16 protein-coding genes are annotated in these 19,149 nt (G+C 68.2%); 5 read left to right on the top strand and 11 right to left on the bottom strand.

The genetic code is table 11. The features are described 5' to 3' along the window. Positions 1-19: 19 nt before the first annotated feature. From AB8619_RS03975 to AB8619_RS03955, 5 genes are all read right to left on the bottom strand, one after another. Positions 20-2,176, bottom strand: coding sequence for an EAL domain-containing protein (locus AB8619_RS03975; RefSeq protein WP_436795162.1), 2,157 nt, complete (start codon positions 2,174-2,176; stop codon positions 20-22). Between the two features lie 120 nt (positions 2,177-2,296). Then, complete coding sequence (gene sufC, locus AB8619_RS03970) at positions 2,297-3,031, bottom strand: Fe-S cluster assembly ATPase SufC (RefSeq protein ID WP_436795161.1); 735 nt, start codon at positions 3,029-3,031, stop codon at positions 2,297-2,299. Then, entirely contained in the window at positions 3,028-3,345 is a 318-nt protein-coding gene (locus AB8619_RS03965; RefSeq protein ID WP_436795160.1) for a non-heme iron oxygenase ferredoxin subunit, read from the bottom strand. Before AB8619_RS03965 ends, sufC begins: the two co-directional genes overlap by 4 nt. After that, complete coding sequence (locus AB8619_RS03960) at positions 3,342-4,589, bottom strand: SufB/SufD family protein (protein ID WP_436795159.1); 1,248 nt, start codon at positions 4,587-4,589, stop codon at positions 3,342-3,344. Before AB8619_RS03960 ends, AB8619_RS03965 begins: the two co-directional genes overlap by 4 nt. 162 nt (positions 4,590-4,751) lie before the next feature. Continuing rightward, the gene (locus tag AB8619_RS03955; protein ID WP_436795158.1) at positions 4,752-5,120 is read right to left on the bottom strand and encodes a hypothetical protein; all 369 of its coding nucleotides are present in this window, start codon (positions 5,118-5,120) and stop codon (positions 4,752-4,754) included. A gap of 52 nt (positions 5,121-5,172) precedes the next feature. On the opposite strand from AB8619_RS03955, the gene AB8619_RS03950 reads away from it, so the two are divergent. Beyond that, on the top strand, positions 5,173-7,362 hold the full coding sequence (locus tag AB8619_RS03950; RefSeq protein WP_436795157.1) for a penicillin acylase family protein: 2,190 nt from the start codon (positions 5,173-5,175) through the stop codon (positions 7,360-7,362). An 18-nt stretch (positions 7,363-7,380) separates the two neighbouring features. Then, on the top strand, positions 7,381-8,520 hold the full coding sequence (locus tag AB8619_RS03945; RefSeq protein WP_436795156.1) for a low temperature requirement protein A: 1,140 nt from the start codon (positions 7,381-7,383) through the stop codon (positions 8,518-8,520). A 164-nt stretch (positions 8,521-8,684) separates the two neighbouring features. Here the strand turns inward: AB8619_RS03945 and sufB are convergent, their stop codons facing one another. The 6 genes from sufB to AB8619_RS03915 form a co-directional block, all read right to left on the bottom strand. After that, the gene (gene sufB, locus AB8619_RS03940; protein WP_436795155.1) at positions 8,685-10,082 is read right to left on the bottom strand and encodes a Fe-S cluster assembly protein SufB; all 1,398 of its coding nucleotides are present in this window, start codon (positions 10,080-10,082) and stop codon (positions 8,685-8,687) included. Between the two features lie 94 nt (positions 10,083-10,176). After that, a complete protein-coding gene (locus AB8619_RS03935) occupies positions 10,177-11,958 on the bottom strand; it encodes an ABC transporter ATP-binding protein (protein WP_436795154.1) in 1,782 nt (593 codons plus the stop codon). Next, a complete protein-coding gene (locus AB8619_RS03930; protein ID WP_436795153.1) occupies positions 11,958-13,754 on the bottom strand; it encodes an ABC transporter ATP-binding protein in 1,797 nt (598 codons plus the stop codon). Before AB8619_RS03930 ends, AB8619_RS03935 begins: the two co-directional genes overlap by 1 nt. A gap of 39 nt (positions 13,755-13,793) precedes the next feature. After that, a complete protein-coding gene (locus AB8619_RS03925) occupies positions 13,794-14,270 on the bottom strand; it encodes a flavin reductase family protein (RefSeq protein WP_436795152.1) in 477 nt (158 codons plus the stop codon). Positions 14,271-14,300: 30 nt separating this feature from the next. After that, the gene (locus AB8619_RS03920) at positions 14,301-15,131 is read right to left on the bottom strand and encodes an MBL fold metallo-hydrolase (protein ID WP_436795151.1); all 831 of its coding nucleotides are present in this window, start codon (positions 15,129-15,131) and stop codon (positions 14,301-14,303) included. 84 nt (positions 15,132-15,215) lie between these two features. Continuing rightward, the gene (locus AB8619_RS03915; protein WP_436795150.1) at positions 15,216-16,265 is read right to left on the bottom strand and encodes a MaoC family dehydratase; all 1,050 of its coding nucleotides are present in this window, start codon (positions 16,263-16,265) and stop codon (positions 15,216-15,218) included. Between the two features lie 42 nt (positions 16,266-16,307). On the opposite strand from AB8619_RS03915, the gene AB8619_RS03910 reads away from it, so the two are divergent. From AB8619_RS03910 to AB8619_RS03900, 3 genes are read left to right on the top strand one after another with little or no spacing between them, the layout of a single operon-like run. Continuing rightward, positions 16,308-17,189, top strand: a complete 882-nt coding sequence (locus AB8619_RS03910) for an alpha/beta fold hydrolase (protein WP_436795149.1) — start codon at positions 16,308-16,310, stop codon at positions 17,187-17,189. Further along, positions 17,186-18,622: a thioredoxin family protein gene (locus AB8619_RS03905; RefSeq protein WP_436795148.1), complete on the top strand. Its 1,437-nt coding sequence runs from the start codon at positions 17,186-17,188 to the stop codon at positions 18,620-18,622. The genes AB8619_RS03910 and AB8619_RS03905 overlap by 4 nt, the downstream gene beginning before the upstream one ends. Further along, the gene (locus tag AB8619_RS03900; RefSeq protein WP_436795147.1) at positions 18,619-19,137 is read left to right on the top strand and encodes a UGSC family (seleno)protein; all 519 of its coding nucleotides are present in this window, start codon (positions 18,619-18,621) and stop codon (positions 19,135-19,137) included. The genes AB8619_RS03905 and AB8619_RS03900 overlap by 4 nt, the downstream gene beginning before the upstream one ends. Positions 19,138-19,149: the final 12 nt, after the last annotated feature.

Genomic DNA, 19,149 nt, shown 5'->3' with positions numbered 1-19,149 from the left:
GGGCGACGCCCTCGACGGTCTACGGCTCGGGCGGCGGGGCCACCCGCGACGTGCCCGGGGCCTCGGACTTGACCAGGTAGAGCATCTTGTCGGCGCGGTCGAGGAAGTCGGTCGGTGACTCGCCCACGACCGGGAGCGCGATGCCCATCGACAAGGCCGCGCCGAAGTCGCTCATCACCGATGCAGCGGCCTCGCAGATCCGGCGGCCGACCTCGGCGGCTCCCTCCTCGTCGACGTCGTGGAGGATGGCGGCGAACTCATCGCCGCCGACGCGGTACATGCGGTCTTCCGAACGGAGGACGGTGTTCATGACCGCGGCCAGGTCGCGCAGGGTCTGGTCACCGGTGAGGTGTCCGTGGTTGTCGTTGATCGACTTGAACCCGTCGACGTCGGCCATCGCCACGGCCCACCGACCGCGACGGCGTCCGCCCAGGGCCGTCAGCGCCTCCTGGAACGATGACAGGTTGCCGAGACCGGTGAGCGGATCGCGTGTCGCCCGGTCGCGCAGGTCGGCCATCACCCGAGCCATGTCGAGCGATCGGCCGACTTCGCGAGCCAGCATCTCCATCGCTTCGCGTTCCTCGAGGTCGAGACCCACCGGGGCATGATCGGCGACGATCAGCAGACCCTCACCGGTCTCCGTGGTGCGGATGGGGAATGCGGCGATCGACGATGCCCCCGCGGCCCGCAGGCTGTCCATCGCGACCGAGGTGAGGCCGTCGTTGTCGCCGCTGGTCAGACAGCTCGACACCCGCTCGAGATCCGCTCGGAGCGTGATGAGCACGTGAGCCGGAAGGCTGCTCAGCTCGGCGGACAGCGGGCCCTGGACCGTCTTGACGACATGGACGCCGCGGTCGTCGGTCATGGTCAGCACCGCCGACGACAACCCGGAGATCTCACAGGCGAGGCGGGCGCAGGCATGTTCGATCTGCGAGATGTCGTTGAGTGACGAGAGTTCGACGTTGGCCTGGGCGAGACGGTGGAGCGCGGACTGTTCCAGCTTCGCCCCGACCACCTCGAGCCGTTGTTCCATGGCGAGCGCGACCAACTCGACCTCGGCGACGAGGACGTCGTCGAACTCCTCGGTCGACTCGACGTTGAGGACGCCGATCATCCGTCGTCCGACGCGGAGGGGAACGGCGAGTTCGGCGACGATGCCCGGGGCCGCGGCGATGAAGCTCTCGACGTCGTCGGGCACGATGAGCATGCTCTGCCCCGTCCGGAAGGCTCGCGCCATCACCGAGTCGAGGACCGGGATGCCGTCGAGGACCTGCCAGTAGCCCATCTGGGCGATGCAGCGCAGGACGCCCTCACGTTCGACGTAGACCGACGGCATCACGCCACGCACGGCCAGGTCCGCACACGCGATCTCGGCGACCGCGTGGAGGTCGGACGCCATCTCGAACCGCTCGTTGATGTCACGTCGATCATCGAAGATCGCCGGCGGACGCACCCGGCGGGTCGACGGCCGGCTCCACGTGTCGGACGGCAGGCCGAACAGGTAGCCCTGAGCGAAGCGGATACCGAGGTCGCGGAGCACCTCGAGTTGATCGAGGCGCTCGACCCCTTCGGCGATGATGTGGATGTCCTCGGACTCGGCGAACGCCAGGTACGCCCGGATGATCGAGCGTGAGACGGGGTTTCCGACGACGTCGCGGACCACCGAGGGGTCGATCTTCACGAAGGACGGCCGGACCTCGGCGATCATCGACAGGCTCGCTGCCGTCGTGTCGTCGATCGACAGGTGGATCCCCGCGGCGGCCAGCGAGTCGAGGTCACGGTCGAGCCCGGTCAGGGCGTCGATCTCTGCACCCCGGACGTCGACTGCGAGCCGCGGTCCCAGGTTGGTGCACTCGTCGAGGAAGCGCGGGTCGTGCAGCAGCTCGGCGCTCACGTTCACGAACAGGATGCCGTCGTCGGGCGGTACTCCCTGGGCAGCGATGGCACGCAGGGCGGAGAACTGGAACTCGGCACCGAGGTCGGCGTCCGTGGCGGTCTGCAACCACTGGTCGAAGCCGACCTCGGAGTCTCCGACCCGTGCGAAGGCCTCCCAACCGATGGCGCGTTCCGACACGAGGTCCACGACCGGCTGGAACACGGCTCGCACGATGCCCTGTTCGATCGCCTCGGCGATGGAGGTCCCCTCTACGGGGTCGGTGTCGTTGTCCTCAGGCACGCGTAGCGACCCTCAGCTGAGGTGCTCTCCCGTCGATCTCGCCGGCTTCCGTAGTCGGAAGTGCCACCACTGTACGACGCAAAATCAACGATTGCAGACATGGCCGGGATGACCGGTTGGTCAGTTCTGGGCCGTCCCGAACGCGCCATATCCCTCGTTTTCGAGCTCTTCGACCAGTTCTGGCCCGCCCGAACGCTGGATTCGTCCCTGCGCGAGCACGTGCACGTGATCGGGCCGGAGTTCTTCCAGCAGACGCTGGTAGTGCGTGATCGCGAGAACGCCCAGTCCCTGCTCGCTCATCGCTTCGATCCGTCGGCTGACATCACGGAGCGCATCGATGTCGAGACCAGAGTCGATCTCGTCGAGGATCGCGAACTTCGGCTGGAGCGTCGCCAACTGGAGCGTCTCGTTGCGCTTCTTCTCGCCACCGGAGAGGTCGACGTTCAGCGGTCGCTCGAGGAACTTGGCGTCGAAACCGATGCGCTCGGCCTCCGCCACCAACAGATCGGCGACCGCCTCGACGTCACGGCCGGCGGCGATGGCTGCCTCACGGAGCATCTCGTCCAGACGGACGCCGGGGACCTCGGTCGGGTACTGCATCGCCAGGAACAACCCGGCCCGGGCCCGCTCCCACGCCGCCATGGCGAGGAGGTCGACCCCGTCGAGGGTGACCGAGCCGCCGGTGACGGTGAACGCCGGATGGCCGGCCAACACGTACGACAGCGTCGACTTGCCGGCACCGTTCGGGCCCATGACGGCATGGACCTCGCCGCTACGGATCGTCAGGTCGACGCCGTTGAGGATCTCCTTGCCGGCGACGGTCGCCGCCAGGCCCTTGATCTCGAGTTCGCTCATGCGCCCAACTCCACGAAGACGTCGCCGCTGTCGTCGACGGTCACGGCGTAGGTCGGAACCGGTCGTGTCGCCGGCAGGGTCTCGGGCTCGCCGTCGTCGAGGCGGAACGCACTGCCGTGCTTCCAGCACTCGATCGTGCCGTCGGCGCAGTCGACCTCACCCTCGGACAACGAGATGTCGGCATGCGTGCACCGGTCGCCGATGACGTAGACGTCGTCGCCGCAGCGGACGACGGCCAGACGATGGCCATCGATGTCGACCCGGATCGCCGAGTCGGGCTCGATGTCGCTCACGGAACAGATTCGGGTGCTCACGGCAGGGTCTTCTCCAGGTCGGCGTCGAGGTGCTCGCGCACCATCGGCTCGAATCCGGCCAGCGGGAGCGCTTCGACGACCTCGTCGAACACGCCCTTCACGATCAGTCGCTCCGCTCGGCCCGTGGGCACGCCACGGCTCTCGAGATAGAAGCGTTGCTCGGCATCGACCGGACCGACGGTCGACGCGTGCGAGCACTGCACCTCGTTGTTCTCGATCTCGAGGTTGGGGACCGACTCGGCCCACGCGTCGTCGGACAACTTGACGTTCCGATTGGTCTGGAACGCCTGCGAGCCGCGTGCATCGGGACGGATCTTGATGAGGCCGGTGTAGACCGATGCGCCCTTCTCCCCCAACGCTCCCTTGAACAGGAGATTGGAGGTCGTGTCCGGGGCGACGTGGTCCTGGAACGTGCGGAAGTCGAGCAACTGGCTCCCGGTTCCGAAGTACCCGGCGAACAGGTCGCCGTGTGCACCTCGGCCGGCGAGGACCGTGTCGGCCCGCAGACGGCTGTAGTCGCCGCCGAAGGCCGCGGACCCGGACGTGAGCGTGCCGTTCTGACCGACGGTCGATGACACACGGGCGATCTGCCATGCGAGGTCGCCGAGGACCTGGACCGAGGCATGACGCAGCGTGGCGTCGCGGTCGACCAGGAGTTCGGTGACCGGGATGGCGAGGTTGCGCGTGCCGTCCGGGCTGGTGAACACCTCGACCACCGAGACGTCGGCGTTCTGCTTCGCATGGACGACCAGACGGGGGAAGCTGGCGACCCCCTCGGAGCGGTACTGGTGGATGACGACGACGTCGCCACCCGAGGCACCCTCGGGAACCGTGATCTCGAGCGGCGTGGCGAAGGCGTCGTGGAGGGCCGTGAGTGCGTCGTCGGCACCGTCGAGCGCTGCGCCGAGTGACGAAGCTGCCTCGTCGGGTTCGACGACGGCAGCTGCGCCGTCGCCGGCTCGCTGGTGGACGACCCGACCGTCGATGGTCACGACCACGAGCGCACCGGGCGATGCCAGTGCGATCAACTCGTCGACCGTCGGGTCGAGGTCGGTGACGGAGCCGTCGGTTGGCCGGAACGCCGAGAGGTCGAGGTCGCCGATACGGCTGTAGCGCCAGACCTCTTCTTCGGCGGTCGGCAGTGCCGAGTCCGCGAAGCGCTCGGCCGCGGCGCGACGGCGTTCGGTCTGCCAGGCGGGGCCGGGGACGGCGCCAGCAGCGTCGATGGTGAATTCGGTGCTCATCGGGCGGGACGAACCTTGCCTTCTTCGCGGAAACGGGGCCAGTTTCTGGCCCCCGGAACCCCTGACTCTACCGGCGTGCGCGCCGATCTCCCCAAGCCCGACACAACCATGAAAATCCCGTCGCTGGCTCACACCGGCTGTGAGCCGGCGACGGGATTTCGGCTAGTCGTTGCCCTTCCGGCGTCGCTTGAAGACCCGTTTCCAACGGGGAAGCGAGGCTCGCTCACGTTCTCGCTCGACCTCGGCCATCATGTCCGGACCGGCGGCGTTCACGATGTCCTCCGCGGCGTCGAGCAGAGCGGCGATCGACCCGTCGTCGTCGGCGAGGCTCACCGGTTCGTCGGGGGTGGCAGGTGTGACGAGCGTTCCGTGCTTCCAGTTCACGTCGACAGATCGGCGGGCATAGGCAGGACAGTCGGCCGGGCAGCGCCACGGCGCCTCGGGTGCGAGATCGAGATCGCACTTCCGAACGGTGTCACCGTTGGGATAGCTCCGGGATTCGAAGTACTTGCAGTCCTGCCGCATCGGCATGGGGCCATTGTGCCACCGACCCTCGCGGATCCTGACGCGTCATGCTGTGGTCGTGGCGACGACGATCATCCGAGACACCGACGGCATCGCGCACATCCGCGCCGACGACGAAACCGAGGCGTTCCGTGGCCAGGGCTTCGCCGCCACCGAGGACCGTCTGTGGCAGATGGAGTTCGACCGCCGCAAGGCACTCGGACGCCTCTCCGAGGTGATCGGCCCGTCCGCCCTCGCCGCCGACCGCTATCACCTCCGTCTCGGCCTCGCCCGTGCTGCGGAAGCAGACCACGCCCTGCTCTCCGAACGGACGCAGGCGATGTTCGCTGCGTACGCCCGCGGCGTGAACGACGCCCTCGCCACGCTGCCGGCGTTGCCGCCGGAGTTCGGCCTCCTCGATGCGCCCCCGCCGGCACCGTGGGAGCCCTGGCACAGCATCGCGGTGTTCAAGGTTCGTCACCTGTGGATGGGTACGGCCGAGGTGAAGCTGTGGCGCTCCGCCGTGGCTTCGGTCGTCGGACCGGCGATGGCGGCGCGACTCTGGCCGTCGGTCCCCGGCGTCCACATCGACCCTGGGGTCGTCGACGAGGTCGTCACCATGGACATCGACGCCGCCGTGGCCGAGACGTCACAGGTGCTCGCCGACCTCGAGACGCTCGGGACCGGTGGCGCAGCATCGAACAACTTCGTGCTCTCGGGGTCCCGGACGGCCACCGGGATGCCGATCATGGCGGGCGACCCACATCGGGCGATCGACCTGCCCAACGTCTACTGGCAGAACCACGTGACGTGGCCCGATGCCGGCGACGGCGGCGCCGACGTGATCGGCCTGTCATTCCCCGGCGTCCCCGGCTTCCCCCACTTCGGCCACAACGCCGACGTCGCGTGGAGCATCACCCACGGCATGGCCGACGACCAGGACTTGTTCCTCGAACACTTCGGCGACGACGACCCCGTGGTCGCTCGCCGGATCGAGACGATCCAGGTCGCGGGGGCACACGCCGAGACCGTCGAGTGTCTCGAGACGGCGAATGGACCGGTCGTCGCCGGCGGCCCGGACGCGGGGGTCGGCGTGGCGATGCGATGGACGGCCACGGCGGCGCCCGACACCACCTACGACTGCCTGCTGCCCCAGATGCTCGCTCGCTCGGCCGACGATCTCGACGCCGCGTTCTCCCGATGGGTCATCCCCTGCAACAACGTGCTGATCGCCGATCGGGCCGGTGACATCGCCTACCGCTTCCGCGGTCGGCTCGCCGTCCGCCCGCACGCGAACGGCTGGACCATCGTCGACGGCGCCAACGCCTGGACCTCATTCGTGGACGACGTCGACCTCACACGGATCCGCAACCCGTCGACCGGCGTGCTGCTCACTGCCAACAACCCGATCGGCGACGGCCCCTACGTCTCGCACGACTGGGCGCACCCGGCACGCTCCGATCGACTGACCGAACTGCTCTCGCACGGCGACGCGTGGTCGACCGAAGACGCCCTCGAGGTGCTCGGCGACACCCACTCGGCGGTGGCGGCCTCGTTCGCTCGTCGGATCGCCTCCCTCACCGTCCGGTCCTCGGCGGAGCGCGCCGCCCACGCACAGGTGACGTCGTGGGATCACCACATGGATGCCTCCTCCAGCGCCGCGGTCGTCTACGCAGCGACCCGAGCCGAGCTCGTCCGGTTGTTGTCCGCGGACCTCGGCCTCCACCGGGCGCCCGTGGTCGACGGATTCGGCTACACGCTCGGTCAGGCGATGCGCGTGGTCCATCTGCGCATCGGCTTCCTGATCGACGACCACGACCTGGTCCCCGACGAGATGATGGCCGAGGCGTTCCGTTCCGCGGTCCATGCCCTCACCCAACAACTCGGCACCGACCCGTCTCGATGGCGGTGGGGAGCACTCCACACCGCCGGATTCCATCATCCACTCGCGGCGTTGCGTCCCGACCTCGCGGCCTCGTTGGATCGGCCCGATTCGGTCGAGCTCGGCGGCGACAACGAGAGCATCTGGGCGGCAGGGACGATCCCCCCGTCGATGCGATCGGTCACGAGTCCTGTGGCGCGCTACGTCTTCGACCTGTCGGACTGGGATCGATCGGGGTGGATCGTGCCCCACGGTGTGCATGGCGACCCGACGAGTCCGCACCACGCCGACCAGCTCGACCGATGGGCTGCCGTTCAGCTCGCGCCCATGCGCTACTCCCCCGGCGCCGTCGACGACGCCACCGCATCGGTCACCACCCTCGACTGATCGCTCTACGCTCCCGCCATGCGGGGAATTGCTGTTCCGGAACGTACCCAAGACTTCACGGCCGATCCGGTCGAGCTGTTCTTCGACCTGGCGTTCGTCTATGCGTTCTCCCAACTGGTGGGAAACCTCGTGCACCACGCCGACTGGGCCGGTGTCGGCCGGTCGGCGCTGCTGTTCGGCCTGCTGTGGCTCCCCTGGTCGCAGTTCACGTGGTCGGCCAACGCGGTGTCGGGCAACGACCGCCGTGTCCGGGCGTTGTTCCTGGTCGCGACCGCGGTCAGCGTGCCGATGGCTGCCTCGGTGTCCACGGCCTACGAGGACGGTGGACCGGTCTTCGCCGTCTGCCTGGGCGTGATCACGCTGATCGGCATGGCCACGATGGCGCTCGGCGACGACATGGAGGCCAGCGAACGGTCGTCATTGGCCCAGTGGGTGTCGATCAACGTGATCGCGCTGCTGCTCCTCCTCGTGGGCTCGTCTCTCGACCAGGGTCCACGGACCGTGGCGTGGCTGGCATCGCTCGCCGTGGTGCTCTTCGCGATGGGCATGGCCGGACGCGGCGACTGGGTGATCCGGCCGGGACATTTCGCCGAGCGCCACGGTCTCATCATCATCATCGCCCTGGGCGAGGTCATCGTCGCCATCGGCATCCCGGTGGTCGCTGCGCTCGAGGCCGGCGAGGGTCTCGGAGCCACGACCGTCATCGCGCTGGTCGCGTCGGGGGCGTTCGCCGGGCTGCTGTGGTGGGGCTACTTCGACCGACCAGGGCCGGGCCTCGAACATCACGCCGGGTCGCTCTCCGGCCGGGACCTCAGCCGCTACGTGCGAGACGTCTACACCTGGTTCCACGCGCCGATCGTCGCCGGCGTGATCCTGTCGGCCGCAGCGCTCGAGGAGATCACGCTCCATCCCGACCACGAGTTGGCCGCCAACTTCCGCGTGATGCTCGTCGGCGGGCTGTCACTCATCATCGCCGGCGTCGCCGCTGGCGTCTGGCGGGCCTTCCAGGCCGTCGCCAAGGAACGACTCGTCGCCGGCGTGGTCATCGCGGCGCTCGCCGCAGCATCGGGCGCAGTCGACGGCGTCGTGTTGCTCGTGCTCGTGGACGTGGTGATCCTCACGACCCTGGTCGTGGAACACCGGCGCATCGAACACTGAGCGACCCGAGCCCTTCACCGAGAGCGCCCACCCCCGGTGTTCGGTACGTGCCGATCGGTACGTACCGCGTCGTTTTCGTGGTGCAACGTGCCGATCGGCACGTTGCGCACATCGGTGGTGGGTGGGCGCGTGGGGGGGGCCGCCGGCCGGGGCCGGCGAAGGGACTAGCCGACCGAGCCCTCCATCTGGAGCTCGATGAGGCGGGACCACTCGACCGCGTACTCCATGGGGAGTGTGCGGGTGACGGGCTCGATGAAGCCGTTCACGATCATGCCCATGGCCTGCTCCTCGGTGAGCCCACGCGAGCGCAGGTAGAAGAGCTGCTCGTCGGCGACCTTGGAGACCGTGGCCTCGTGACCGACGTTGGCGTCGCGGGCACCGACCTCCATGTAGGGGTAGGTGTCGCTCACCGACTCGTCGTCGAGGATCAGGGCGTCGCACTGCACGTGGCTCTTGCAGCCGTAGGCGTCGTCCTCGACCCGGATCAGCCCGCGGTACGACGTGCGACCGCCGTCCTTGGAGATCGACTTGGAGACGATCTTCGACGTGGTCTCGGGAGCGGCGTGCACCATCTTGGCGCCCGTGTCCTGGTGCTGGCCTGCGCCGGCGTAGGCGACGGAGAGCACCTCGCCCGAGGCCTTGGGACCCACGAGCCAGACGGCCGGGTACTTCATGGTCAGGCGCGAACCGATGTTGCCGTCGATCCACTCCATGTGGCCGCCCTCTTCGACCCGGGCACGCTTGGTGACCAGGTTGAAGACGTTGTTCGACCAGTTCTGGATGGTCGTGTAGGTCACGCGGGCGTGGGGCTTGACGATGATCTCGACCACGGCCGAGTGCAGCGAGTCGGTGGTGTACGTCGGGGCGGAGCAGCCCTCGATGTAGTGCACCTTCGAGCCCTCGTCGGCGATGATCAGCGTCCGCTCGAACTGGCCCATGTTCTCCGCGTTGATGCGGAAGTAGGCCTGCAGCGGCATCTCGACCTCGACGCCCGGCGGGACGTAGATGAACGAGCCACCCGACCAGACCGAGGTGTTGAGGGCCGAGAACTTGTTGTCGTTCGGCGGAATCGTCTTGCCGAAGTACTTCTTCACCAGTTCCGGGTACTCGCGGAGCGCGGTGTCCATGTCCGTGAACAGGACGCCCTGCTTCTCCAGGTCCTCACGGTTCTTGTGGTAGACGACCTCGGACTCGTACTGGGCGGTGACGCCGGCGAGGTACTTGCGCTCGGCCTCGGGGATGCCCAGCTTCTCGTAGGTGTCCTTGACCGAGTCCGGGAGTTCGTCCCAGGCGTCGACCTGATGGTCGGTCGGCTTGATGTAATAGAAGATGTCGTCGAAGTAGATCTCCGACATGTCGCCACCCCATGACGGCATCGGCCGCTTGAGGAAGTGGGCGTACGACTTCATCCGGAGGTTGATCATCCAGTCCGGCTCGCCCTTCATCCACGACATCTCGCGGATGATGTCCTCGTTGAGCCCCTTCTTGGGCTTGAAGACGTAGTCCTCTTCGTCGGACCAGCCGAGCTTGTACTTGCCGAGATCGAGATCAGTGACGGCCACAGGGGCCTCCAGGCGTAGGGATGGCGTACAGGAAAGGGATTTCTCCTATGGGCAGCTTACTAATTCGACGGCCCCGAACCCACGCCGACTCTGCTCAGACCGGCTGACCGCCGGCCCAGGCCGCGAACAACGCTGCATACGCACCGCCGCTGGCGATCAACTCGTCGTGCGTGCCGACCTCGGCCAGACGTCCGCCGGCGACGACCGCCACCCGATCGGCCCGTGCCGCAGTCGTGAGCCGGTGGGCGATCACGATGGTGGTCCGCCCTTCGGCCAGCCGTTCCATGGCCTGCTCGACCACGGCCTCGGTCCCCGGATCGAGCGACGAGGTCGCCTCGTCGAGGACGAGGATCTCAGGTGCAGCGAGCGCGGCCCGGCCCAGCGAGACGAGTTGCTTCTCGCCGGCGGAGAACCGACTCCCCCGCTCGCGGACCTCGGTGTGGAGGCCATCGGGAAGATCGGCGAAGCGGTCGAGGATGCCGATGCTCGCCATGGCATCAGCGATCTCCTGGTCCGACGCCTCGGGTCGGGCGAGGCGGATGTTGTCGATCAGCGTCCCGTTGAAGAGGAATCCCTCCTGGGGCACGACGGCCATCGTCCGCCGGAGCGACGCGAGGGTGACGTCGCGGAGATCGACGCCGCCGATCGAGATGCTCCCGGCGGTCGGGTCGTAGAAGCGGGCGATCAGCTTGGCGAGCGTCGACTTGCCCGCTCCGGTGGGACCGACGAGCGCGATCCGTTCGCCGGCAGCGATGGTCAGATCGACTCCGGCGAGGACCTCGGTCCCGTCGAGGTACGAGAACGCCACGTCGCGGACCTCGATCGACCCACGGGCCGGGAGATCGACGGCGCCCGGCCGCTCGGGCACGTCGACGTCGGTGTCGAGGAGCTCGTAGACCTTCTTCAGGCCGGCGCCGGCCGACTGCACCATGTTGAACAGCTGGCTGAGCTGTTGGATGGGCTCGAACAGGTTCGACAGCGTGAGCACGAAGAACGTGACCGTGCCGATCGTCAGGTCGCCCTGGTGGACCCACCAGCCACCGATGCCGACCGCCGCGGCAGTGGTGCCGAGCCCGGCGATCTCGATGATCGGCAGGTACCAGGCCGAGATCTTGACCGACTTCATGTGGGCGTCGTAGAGGCGTCGGTTCCGACGCTCGAAGCGGGACGACTCGACGTCTTCGCGGGCGAAGGCCTGCACGACCCGCACACCCGAGATGCCCTCCTGCAGCTGCGAGAGCGTGGCGCCGATCCCGTCGCGCACGTCGAGGTAGGCGATGTTCGAGTCGCGCTGGAACTTGCGGCTGGCGATGATCACCGGCGGGAGCGCCAGCATGCACAGCAGGAGGAGCTTCAGGCTCACCGCCCCGAGGACCAGCACCGACACGACGAGCAACAAGCCGTTCGACACGAACATCAGCAGGCCCATCTGGACCAGTTCCGACAACGAGTCGATGTCGGACGTCATCCGCGAGACGACGACGCCGGCCTTCTCGCGGTCGTAGAACGGCATGGACATCTTCTGGAGGTGCTCGAAGAGGCGGAGGCGCAGGTCCTTGAGGAAGTCCTCACCGATACGCGAGATCGAGACGACCTGGGCTCGGTACACGAAGTACGAGAGCACCGCGATCACGATGTAGGCGACCACGACCGTGTTGATGACACCGCGGTCGCCGACCTTGATCCCGTCGTCGATGCCGGTGCGGACCAGGAGCGGACCGGCCAGCGTCCCCAGCGTGAACAGCGCGGCGAGGACGCCGGCGACGATCATCCGCCGACGGTGCGGACGCAGCATCCGATAGGTCCGCCGGAGGATCTGTTTGGCCGCGTCGCGGTCGAGCTTGTCCTCCTCGTCGACGCCGGCGCCCATCCACATCAGACCGGCACCTCGGCGTCGTCCGCGAGGTCGTCGGCCGCGGCGAGGACCTCGCGATAGCGGTCGTTGGTGGCGAGCAGCTCGTCGTGCGTGCCGGCGGCGACGACCCGCCCCTCGTCGAGCAGGACCACCCGGTCCGCCAACGCGATCGTCGCCGATCGATGGGCGATGACGATCGTGGTCCGACCCTCCATCACGACGCCGAGGGCGTCACGGATCTCGTGTTCCTTCGTGGGATCGACCGACGAGGTCGCGTCATCGAGGATGAGGACCCGTGGATCGGCGAGCACGGCCCGTGCGATGGCGATCCGTTGACGCTGACCACCCGAGAGCGAGTAGCCCCGCTCGCCGATCACCGAGTCGTAGCCGTGCTCGAGGGCGACGATGAAGTCGTGGGCGCCGGACAGACGGGCTGCACGCTCGATCGCCTCCTGCGAGGCCTCCGGGTCGGCGAAGGCGATGTTGGCGGCGATCGAGTCGGAGAAGAGGAACGTGTCCTCGAAGACGATGCCGACCGAGCGGCGGAGGTCGCTCACCTTGGCCTGCGTGACGTCGAGGCCGTCGATCGAGACGCGCCCGGCGTCGACGTCGTAGAAGCGTGGGATCAGACGACCGACCGTCGACTTGCCGCAGCCCGTTGCGCCGACGAGGGCCACCGACGTGCCGGCCTCGACGTGGAGGTCGAAACCGTCGAGCACGGGGATCGGCGCCGCCCCGTCTGCGGCCTCGTCGGACGCGCCATAGGCGAAGTCGACGTGTTCGAACCGGACCTCTCCTCGACCCTCGGGGAGTGCCCGGGCCCCGGGAGCGTCGACGACGACGGGATCGGTGGAGAGCACCTGCGCCACACGCTGTGCCGCGGCAGACGCACGTTGGCCGTTGGCGATGATCATGCCGAGCATGCGCAGCGGCCAGATCAACAGGATCAGGTAGAAGTTGAACGCCACGAGCGAGCCGAGCGACAGGGACCCGTCGACGACCCGGTGGCCGCCCACGCCGAGCACGGTGATCAGGCCGACGTTGGGCAGCAACTGGAGCGCGGGGAGATAGGTGGCGCGGATCCGGGCCGCGTCCATCGACTCGCGGTAGACGTCGTCGGCCGCCCCGCCGAGGCGGGTCTTCACGACTTCCTCGGCACCGAAGCCCTTGACGACGCGAACGCCGGCAACCGACTCCTCGACCACCGTCGCGAGCGCCGCCGACTCGCGCTGGATGCCCATGACCGAGGGGAACAACCGGGAGCCGAACCGTTTGGCGACCAGGTTGATCAACGGGAGGGCAGCGAGGGACAGGACGGCGAGGAACGGGTCGATCACCACGAGGATGGCCGTCACGCCGACGACGGTCATCAGGTTCGCGATCGTCAGCGGGATCATCACCACGAAGTTCTGGAGGTGCTGGAGGTCGGTGTTCCCGCGGCTCATCAGGTCGCCGGCCTGGGCTTCGTCGTGGAAGGCGAAGTGGAGACGCTGGACGTGTGCGAACAGTCGGTCGCGGAGGCGCTTCTCGACCAGCCGGGCCTCCTTGAACGCGAGGTAGCGGCGCACGCCGGTGAGGACGCCCGACACGCAGCCCACGAGGGCGATGGCCACCGACCAGAACAGGAGCGGCGACATCGCGTCGGCCTCGATGCCCTTGTCGACGGCCTGGCGCAGGAGGAGGCCGATGCTGACCTTCGTCAACGACCAGAGGAGCCCGACCACGACCCCGGCGATGACACCGGCTCGTCGTGGACGGAGCGTCTCGGCGATCAGTCGCCAGCCAGCTCGTGTGTCCGTCCCCTCGATGACGGCCAACCTACCGGCCCACTTGACCGGCGGTTCAAGACTTTCCCGCTAGGCGAGCGAGGCGTACCCACCACGGAAGAAGACCAGCGGGTCGCCCTCGTGCCCGACGTCCATGCCCCGCACCCGACCGACGACGATGTGGTGGTCGCCTCCGTCGTGCACCGCCTCGAGGTCGCAGTCGATCCAGGCCAGCACGTCGTTGATCAACGGCGAACCCGACTCGGTCTTCGTCCAACCGATGGTGGCGAACTTGTCGTCACCGCTGGTGGCGAACACGCGACAGACGTCTTCCTGATCGGCCCCGAGGACGTTGATGCAGAACGAGCCGCTGGGCTCCATGGCCTTCCAACTGTTGGAGGACTTGCCGACGCAGAAGCCGACGAGCGGCGGTTCGATCGACAGCGAGAAGAAGGATCCGACGGCGAGACCGACCGGCTGGCCGTCGGCGACGCCGGCGACCACCGTCACCCCGGTCGGGAAGTGTCCGAGGACCTGTCGGTAGGTGGCTTGGTCGATCGCGCTCATGGACGGCGACCCTAGAACAGGTTCCAGTCGCTACAGAACGACGGTGAGTCCCTCGGATGCGGCCAGGACCTCGTCGACGCGACCCCGGGCGAGCTCGCGCGCCCCCGACAACAGGCGGTCGACCATGTCGTCGTCGTGCGACGGGTCGTGGTGGAAGAGCGCGAGGCGTTTGACACCGGCCTCGGCAGCGACGTGGACCGCGTAGCCCACGGTGCAGTGCCCCCAGTCGCGCTTCACGTCGAACTCGGCGTCGGTGTACTGCGCGTCGTGGATCAACAGGTCGGCGCCGTCGCACAGTTCGAGGACGGTGTCAGCGACGGACGTGGGGTCGTCGCCCGGCATCTGGTGATCGGAGATGTAGGTCACGACGACACCGTCCTGCTCGATGCGGTAGCCGTTGGTCAGTCCGGTGTGGGGCACCGAGCGGACCTTCACCTTGGCGTCGCCGACGACCAGGTCCGTGTCGACGACGTCGTGGAACGTGATGACGCCCGGGAGCTGTTCGACCGACACCGGGAAGTAGGGCGGAGCGAGGAATGTCTCGAAGCAGTCGGCCAACGACTGGTCGGGAACCGGCGGTCCGTAGACGTCGAACGACACGCCCGGTTGCAGCACCGGGAGGAAGAACGGCAGCCCCTGGACGTGGTCCCAGTGCACGTGGGTGACGAGCGCATGCCCACGGAACGAACCGTCGCACGGGAGCGTCTGGCCGTACACCCGCAGCCCGGTGCCGAGGTCGAGGACGATGGGATCGTGGCCTGGAGCTTCGAGCGCGACGCAGGAGGTGTTGCCGCCATAGCGCCGGTTCCCTTCCGCTGGACACGGAGTGGAGCCGCGAACACCGTAGAAGGTGACGTTCACGTGCGAGGTCCCCCTGGTTTGCAGTGAAGGCAGGGTATCCCCGAGTCGCCGGCCGTGGAAGGTCGTGTAACAGGCGTCACACCATCAGCGGGGGCAGAGCGTCCAGATGTCGAGATCGAGCAGGACGTGGGGGAGGTACTTGCCGTCGTCGCCCCGCAGGGTCATCGACTCGTCCCGTCCCTTGGTCGCGACCAGCCGGAGGCGCAACGCCCCGACCCCGGGCGCCGACGTCTCGGCGACGTCGAGCACCTCGGACCATGCGTAGACCGTGTCGCCGGCGAAGGCCGGTGCCGTGTGCGCCCCGGCGTTGATGGCGGCGACGAGTTGTGCGTTGGCGAGCCCGTTGAACGACAGGGCTCGGGCGAGGCTGATGATGTGGCCGCCGTAGATGAGGCGACTGCCGTCGTCACGGGCCTCGGTGTTGAAGTGCACCTTGGCGGTGTTCTGCCACAGACGGGTGGCCATCATGTGTTCGGCCTCCTCGAGCGTGACGCCGTCGACGTGATCGATCTTCTCGCCGACCGAGTAGTCGCCGAGACGATGGGGTTCACCGGCGGCCGCGAAGTCGTAGCCGGAGAAGTCGAGACCGTCGGGGACGACGAGGTCGGCTGCGGCCACCGCGTCGGCCAGGTCGGGGACGACCGTCTCGGGGGCCGCCGCGTCGACGTCCGCCTTGCGGACCATCACCCAGCGGGCCCAGTCGATGGCGACCTCGTCGCGCTGGTTGGTCGCCGTCGAGCGGACCCACACGACGCCGGTCTTGCCGCTGGAGTTCTCCTTGAGCCCGATGACCTCCGAGCGCGAGCGCAACGTGTCGCCGGCGACGACGGGGCGGTGGAAACGGCACTCGGCGTAGCCCAGGTTGGCCACGGCGTTGAGGGAGACGTCGGGGACCGTCTTGCCGAAGGCGATGTGGAAGCCGATCAGTTCCTCGACCGGTGCCGGGTCGAGGCCGCACGCCCGAGCGAACTCGTCCGACGACGGCAGTGCGAAGCGGGTCGGGTACAGCGCCCCGTAGAGGGCCCGGTCGCCACTGGTGACCGTGCGCGGCGTCGCGTGCTCGATGACCTGCCCGATCCGGAAGTCCTCGAAGAAGTTGCCGGGATTCGTCTTGTTCGCGTCGCCTGGAGCCATGGTCGGCGAGGTTAGACACGACGTGGGGCTACGGTCCCAGTCATGGAGCCGACGCAGCATCAGATCCGGGCCAATGGGCTCGACTTCACCTACCTCGAGACGGGCGAGGGCCCCCTGGCACTGTGCCTCCACGGGTTCCCCGACAGTCCTCACGGCTGGCGCCACCTGCTCCCCGCGCTCGCCGACGCCGGCTACCGCGCCGTCGCTCCGTGGATGCGTGGCTACGCCCCGACCAGCGTCCCCGACGACGGCTGTTACCAGCAGGGCGCGCTCGCCACGGACGCCAACGCGCTCCACGAGGCGCTCGGCGGCGACGGCGACGCGGTGCTCATCGGCCACGACTGGGGCGCGACCGCGGTGTATCCCGCCGTCAACCACGAGCCCGACCGTTGGCGAGCGATGGTCGCTGCGGCCGTGCCGCACCCGGCCGTGGCCGCCGGGATCCTGTTCGACTACGAGCAGATCAAACGGTCCTTCTACATGTTCTTTTTCCAGCACCCGCTGGCCGAGGCCGTCGTCCAGATGAACGACATGGCCTTCATCGACGGGCTCTGGAAGGACTGGTCTCCCGGCCTCGACGCCGACGTCTCGAGCGCAGCGGCCGGCGCGGTCAAGCAGGCCCTGGCCGACGACACCAACCTCAGCGCGGCGCTCGGGTACTACCGAGCCACCATCGGCGGCGTCGGCGTCGACCCGAAGTATGACGACATCCAGAACGCTGGCATGGGTCCGGTGAGGATCCCAGCGCTCTACCTCCACGGGCGCGACGACGGTTGCCTCGGCGTCGACTTCGCCGAGCCGAGCGCCGCGTTCCTGACCCACGAACGATCACGCGTCGAGGTGCTCGACGGCGTCGGCCACTTCCTCCAACTCGAGGACCCCGACCGGTTCAACCAGGTCGTCGTCGACTTCCTGGCGACATGACCACCGTCCGTCCCCCGTTGCCGGACGGCATCGTCGCCGTCGTCAAGCGGGACTGCCCGACCTGCGTGCTGGTCGAGCCCGTCCTCCAGGCCATGGCCGGTGACGGACTCCAGGTGTACTCGCAGGACGACGTCACCTTCCCCGATCTGCCCGGCGTGGGCGACGACACCGACCTCGCGATCTCGTACCACTGGGACATCGAGACGGTCCCGACCCTGCTGCGGATCGTCGACGGTCGCGAGACCGAACGGATCGTCGGCTGGGAGCGCGCCGCCTGGGAGTCGTTCACGGGCATGGGCGGGCTCGGCAGCGATCTCCCCGACTGGCGGCCGGGCTGTGGGTCGCTGTCGGTCGACCCCATGCGAGCCGACGAACTGCGGGCCCGGTTCTCTTCGTCCGGACTCCGGAGCCGTCGGGTCGACTTCGCCGAACTCGAGGACGAGTTCGAGGCCATGTACGACCGAGGGTGGAGCGACGGACTCCCCGTGATCCCGCCCACCGAGGCCCGCGTGGCGCGGATGCTGGAGGAAACCACGCGCTCGGCCGACGACGTGGTCACGATCGTGCCGCCCGACCTCGTCGAGTGCACCGTGGAGAAGGTCGCGGTCAACGCCGTCATGGCCGGGTGCCTGCCCGAGTATCTGCCCGTCGTCCTGACCGCACTCGAGGCGGCGTGCACCAGCGAGTTCAACATGCACGGACTGTTGGCCACGACCTTCTTCTCCGGGCCGATCGTGGTCGTCAACGGACCCGTTCGCCAGCGCATCGGCATGAACGACGGGGTCAATGCACTCGGCCAGGGCAACCGAGCCAACGCGACCATCGGCCGAGCGCTCCAGCTCGTGATCCGCAACGTCGGCGGTGGCAAGCCGGGCGGCGTCGACCGAGCGACCATGGGCTCGCCCGGCAAACTGGGCTGGTGCTTCCCCGAACGGGAGGAAGGGTCACCCCTCTCGCCCCTGTCGGTCGCCCGCGGGATCGAACCCGGGGTCGACGCGGTCACGCTCTTCGCCGGCCATGGTCCGCAGTCGATCATCGACCAGAAGTCGCGGACCGCTGAGTCACTGGCCCGCACGTTCGCGGCATGCCTCCGGTCGGTCGGGCATCCGAAGCTCTGCATCAAGATCGACGCCATGTTGGTGATCTCGCCCGAGCACGGCCGGGTGTTGGCCGACGACGGCTGGGATCGCGCCCGCCTCGAGGGTCGACTCGCCGAGTTGCTGATGCTCGACTCCGACGAGCTGATCGCCGGTGCCGACGGCATCACCGAGGGCCTGCCCGAGGGGTTCGCCGGCATGGAGCTCCCGAAGTTCCGGGAGAGCGGCCTGTTGCTCTGCCACGCCGGCGGTGGTGCGGGGTTGTTCTCGGCCATCATCGGTGGTTGGGTGAACGGTGAAGAAGGGTCCGATCCAGTGACACGGGAGATCGCATGAGCCGCACCGTCCTCGATCCGACCTCGGAGCGAGCCGTCGCCGAACGCGCCCGCCTCGACCGGCCCGCCTCGCTCGACGACGCGGTCGTCGGACTGCTCGACATCTCCAAGCCGCGAGGCGACGTCTTCCTCGACCGACTCGAAGCCGGACTGCGTGAGCGGGGCGCAGCCGACGTGATCCGTTACGTCAAGCCGACGTACACGAAGCCGGCGCCGGTCGACCTCCGCCACGAGATAGCGACCAAGTGCGACCTCATCATCGAGGCACTGGCCGACTGAGGTTCGTGCACGTCGTGCAGTGTGCACGACATCGCAGATCTGGAACGGCGGGGCATCCCCGGCGTGTTCATCGCGAGCGCGGAGTTCGAGGAGGCATCGGCCTCCCAGGCCGCGGCGCTCGGGTTCGACGCCGCGCGCGTCTTCGTCCCGCATCCCATCCAGGACCGCACGGACGACGAGATGCGAGCGCTTGCCGATGCAGCACTCGACGAGATCGTCGCCGCCATCACCGCGTGATCCGGTCGTAGG

This window comes from Actinospongiicola halichondriae (genome assembly GCF_049103745.1).
Lineage (GTDB): Bacteria > Actinomycetota > Acidimicrobiia > Acidimicrobiales > Salinilacustritrichaceae > Salinilacustrithrix > Salinilacustrithrix halichondriae.
This window is presented reverse-complemented; position numbering and strand designations above follow the sequence as displayed.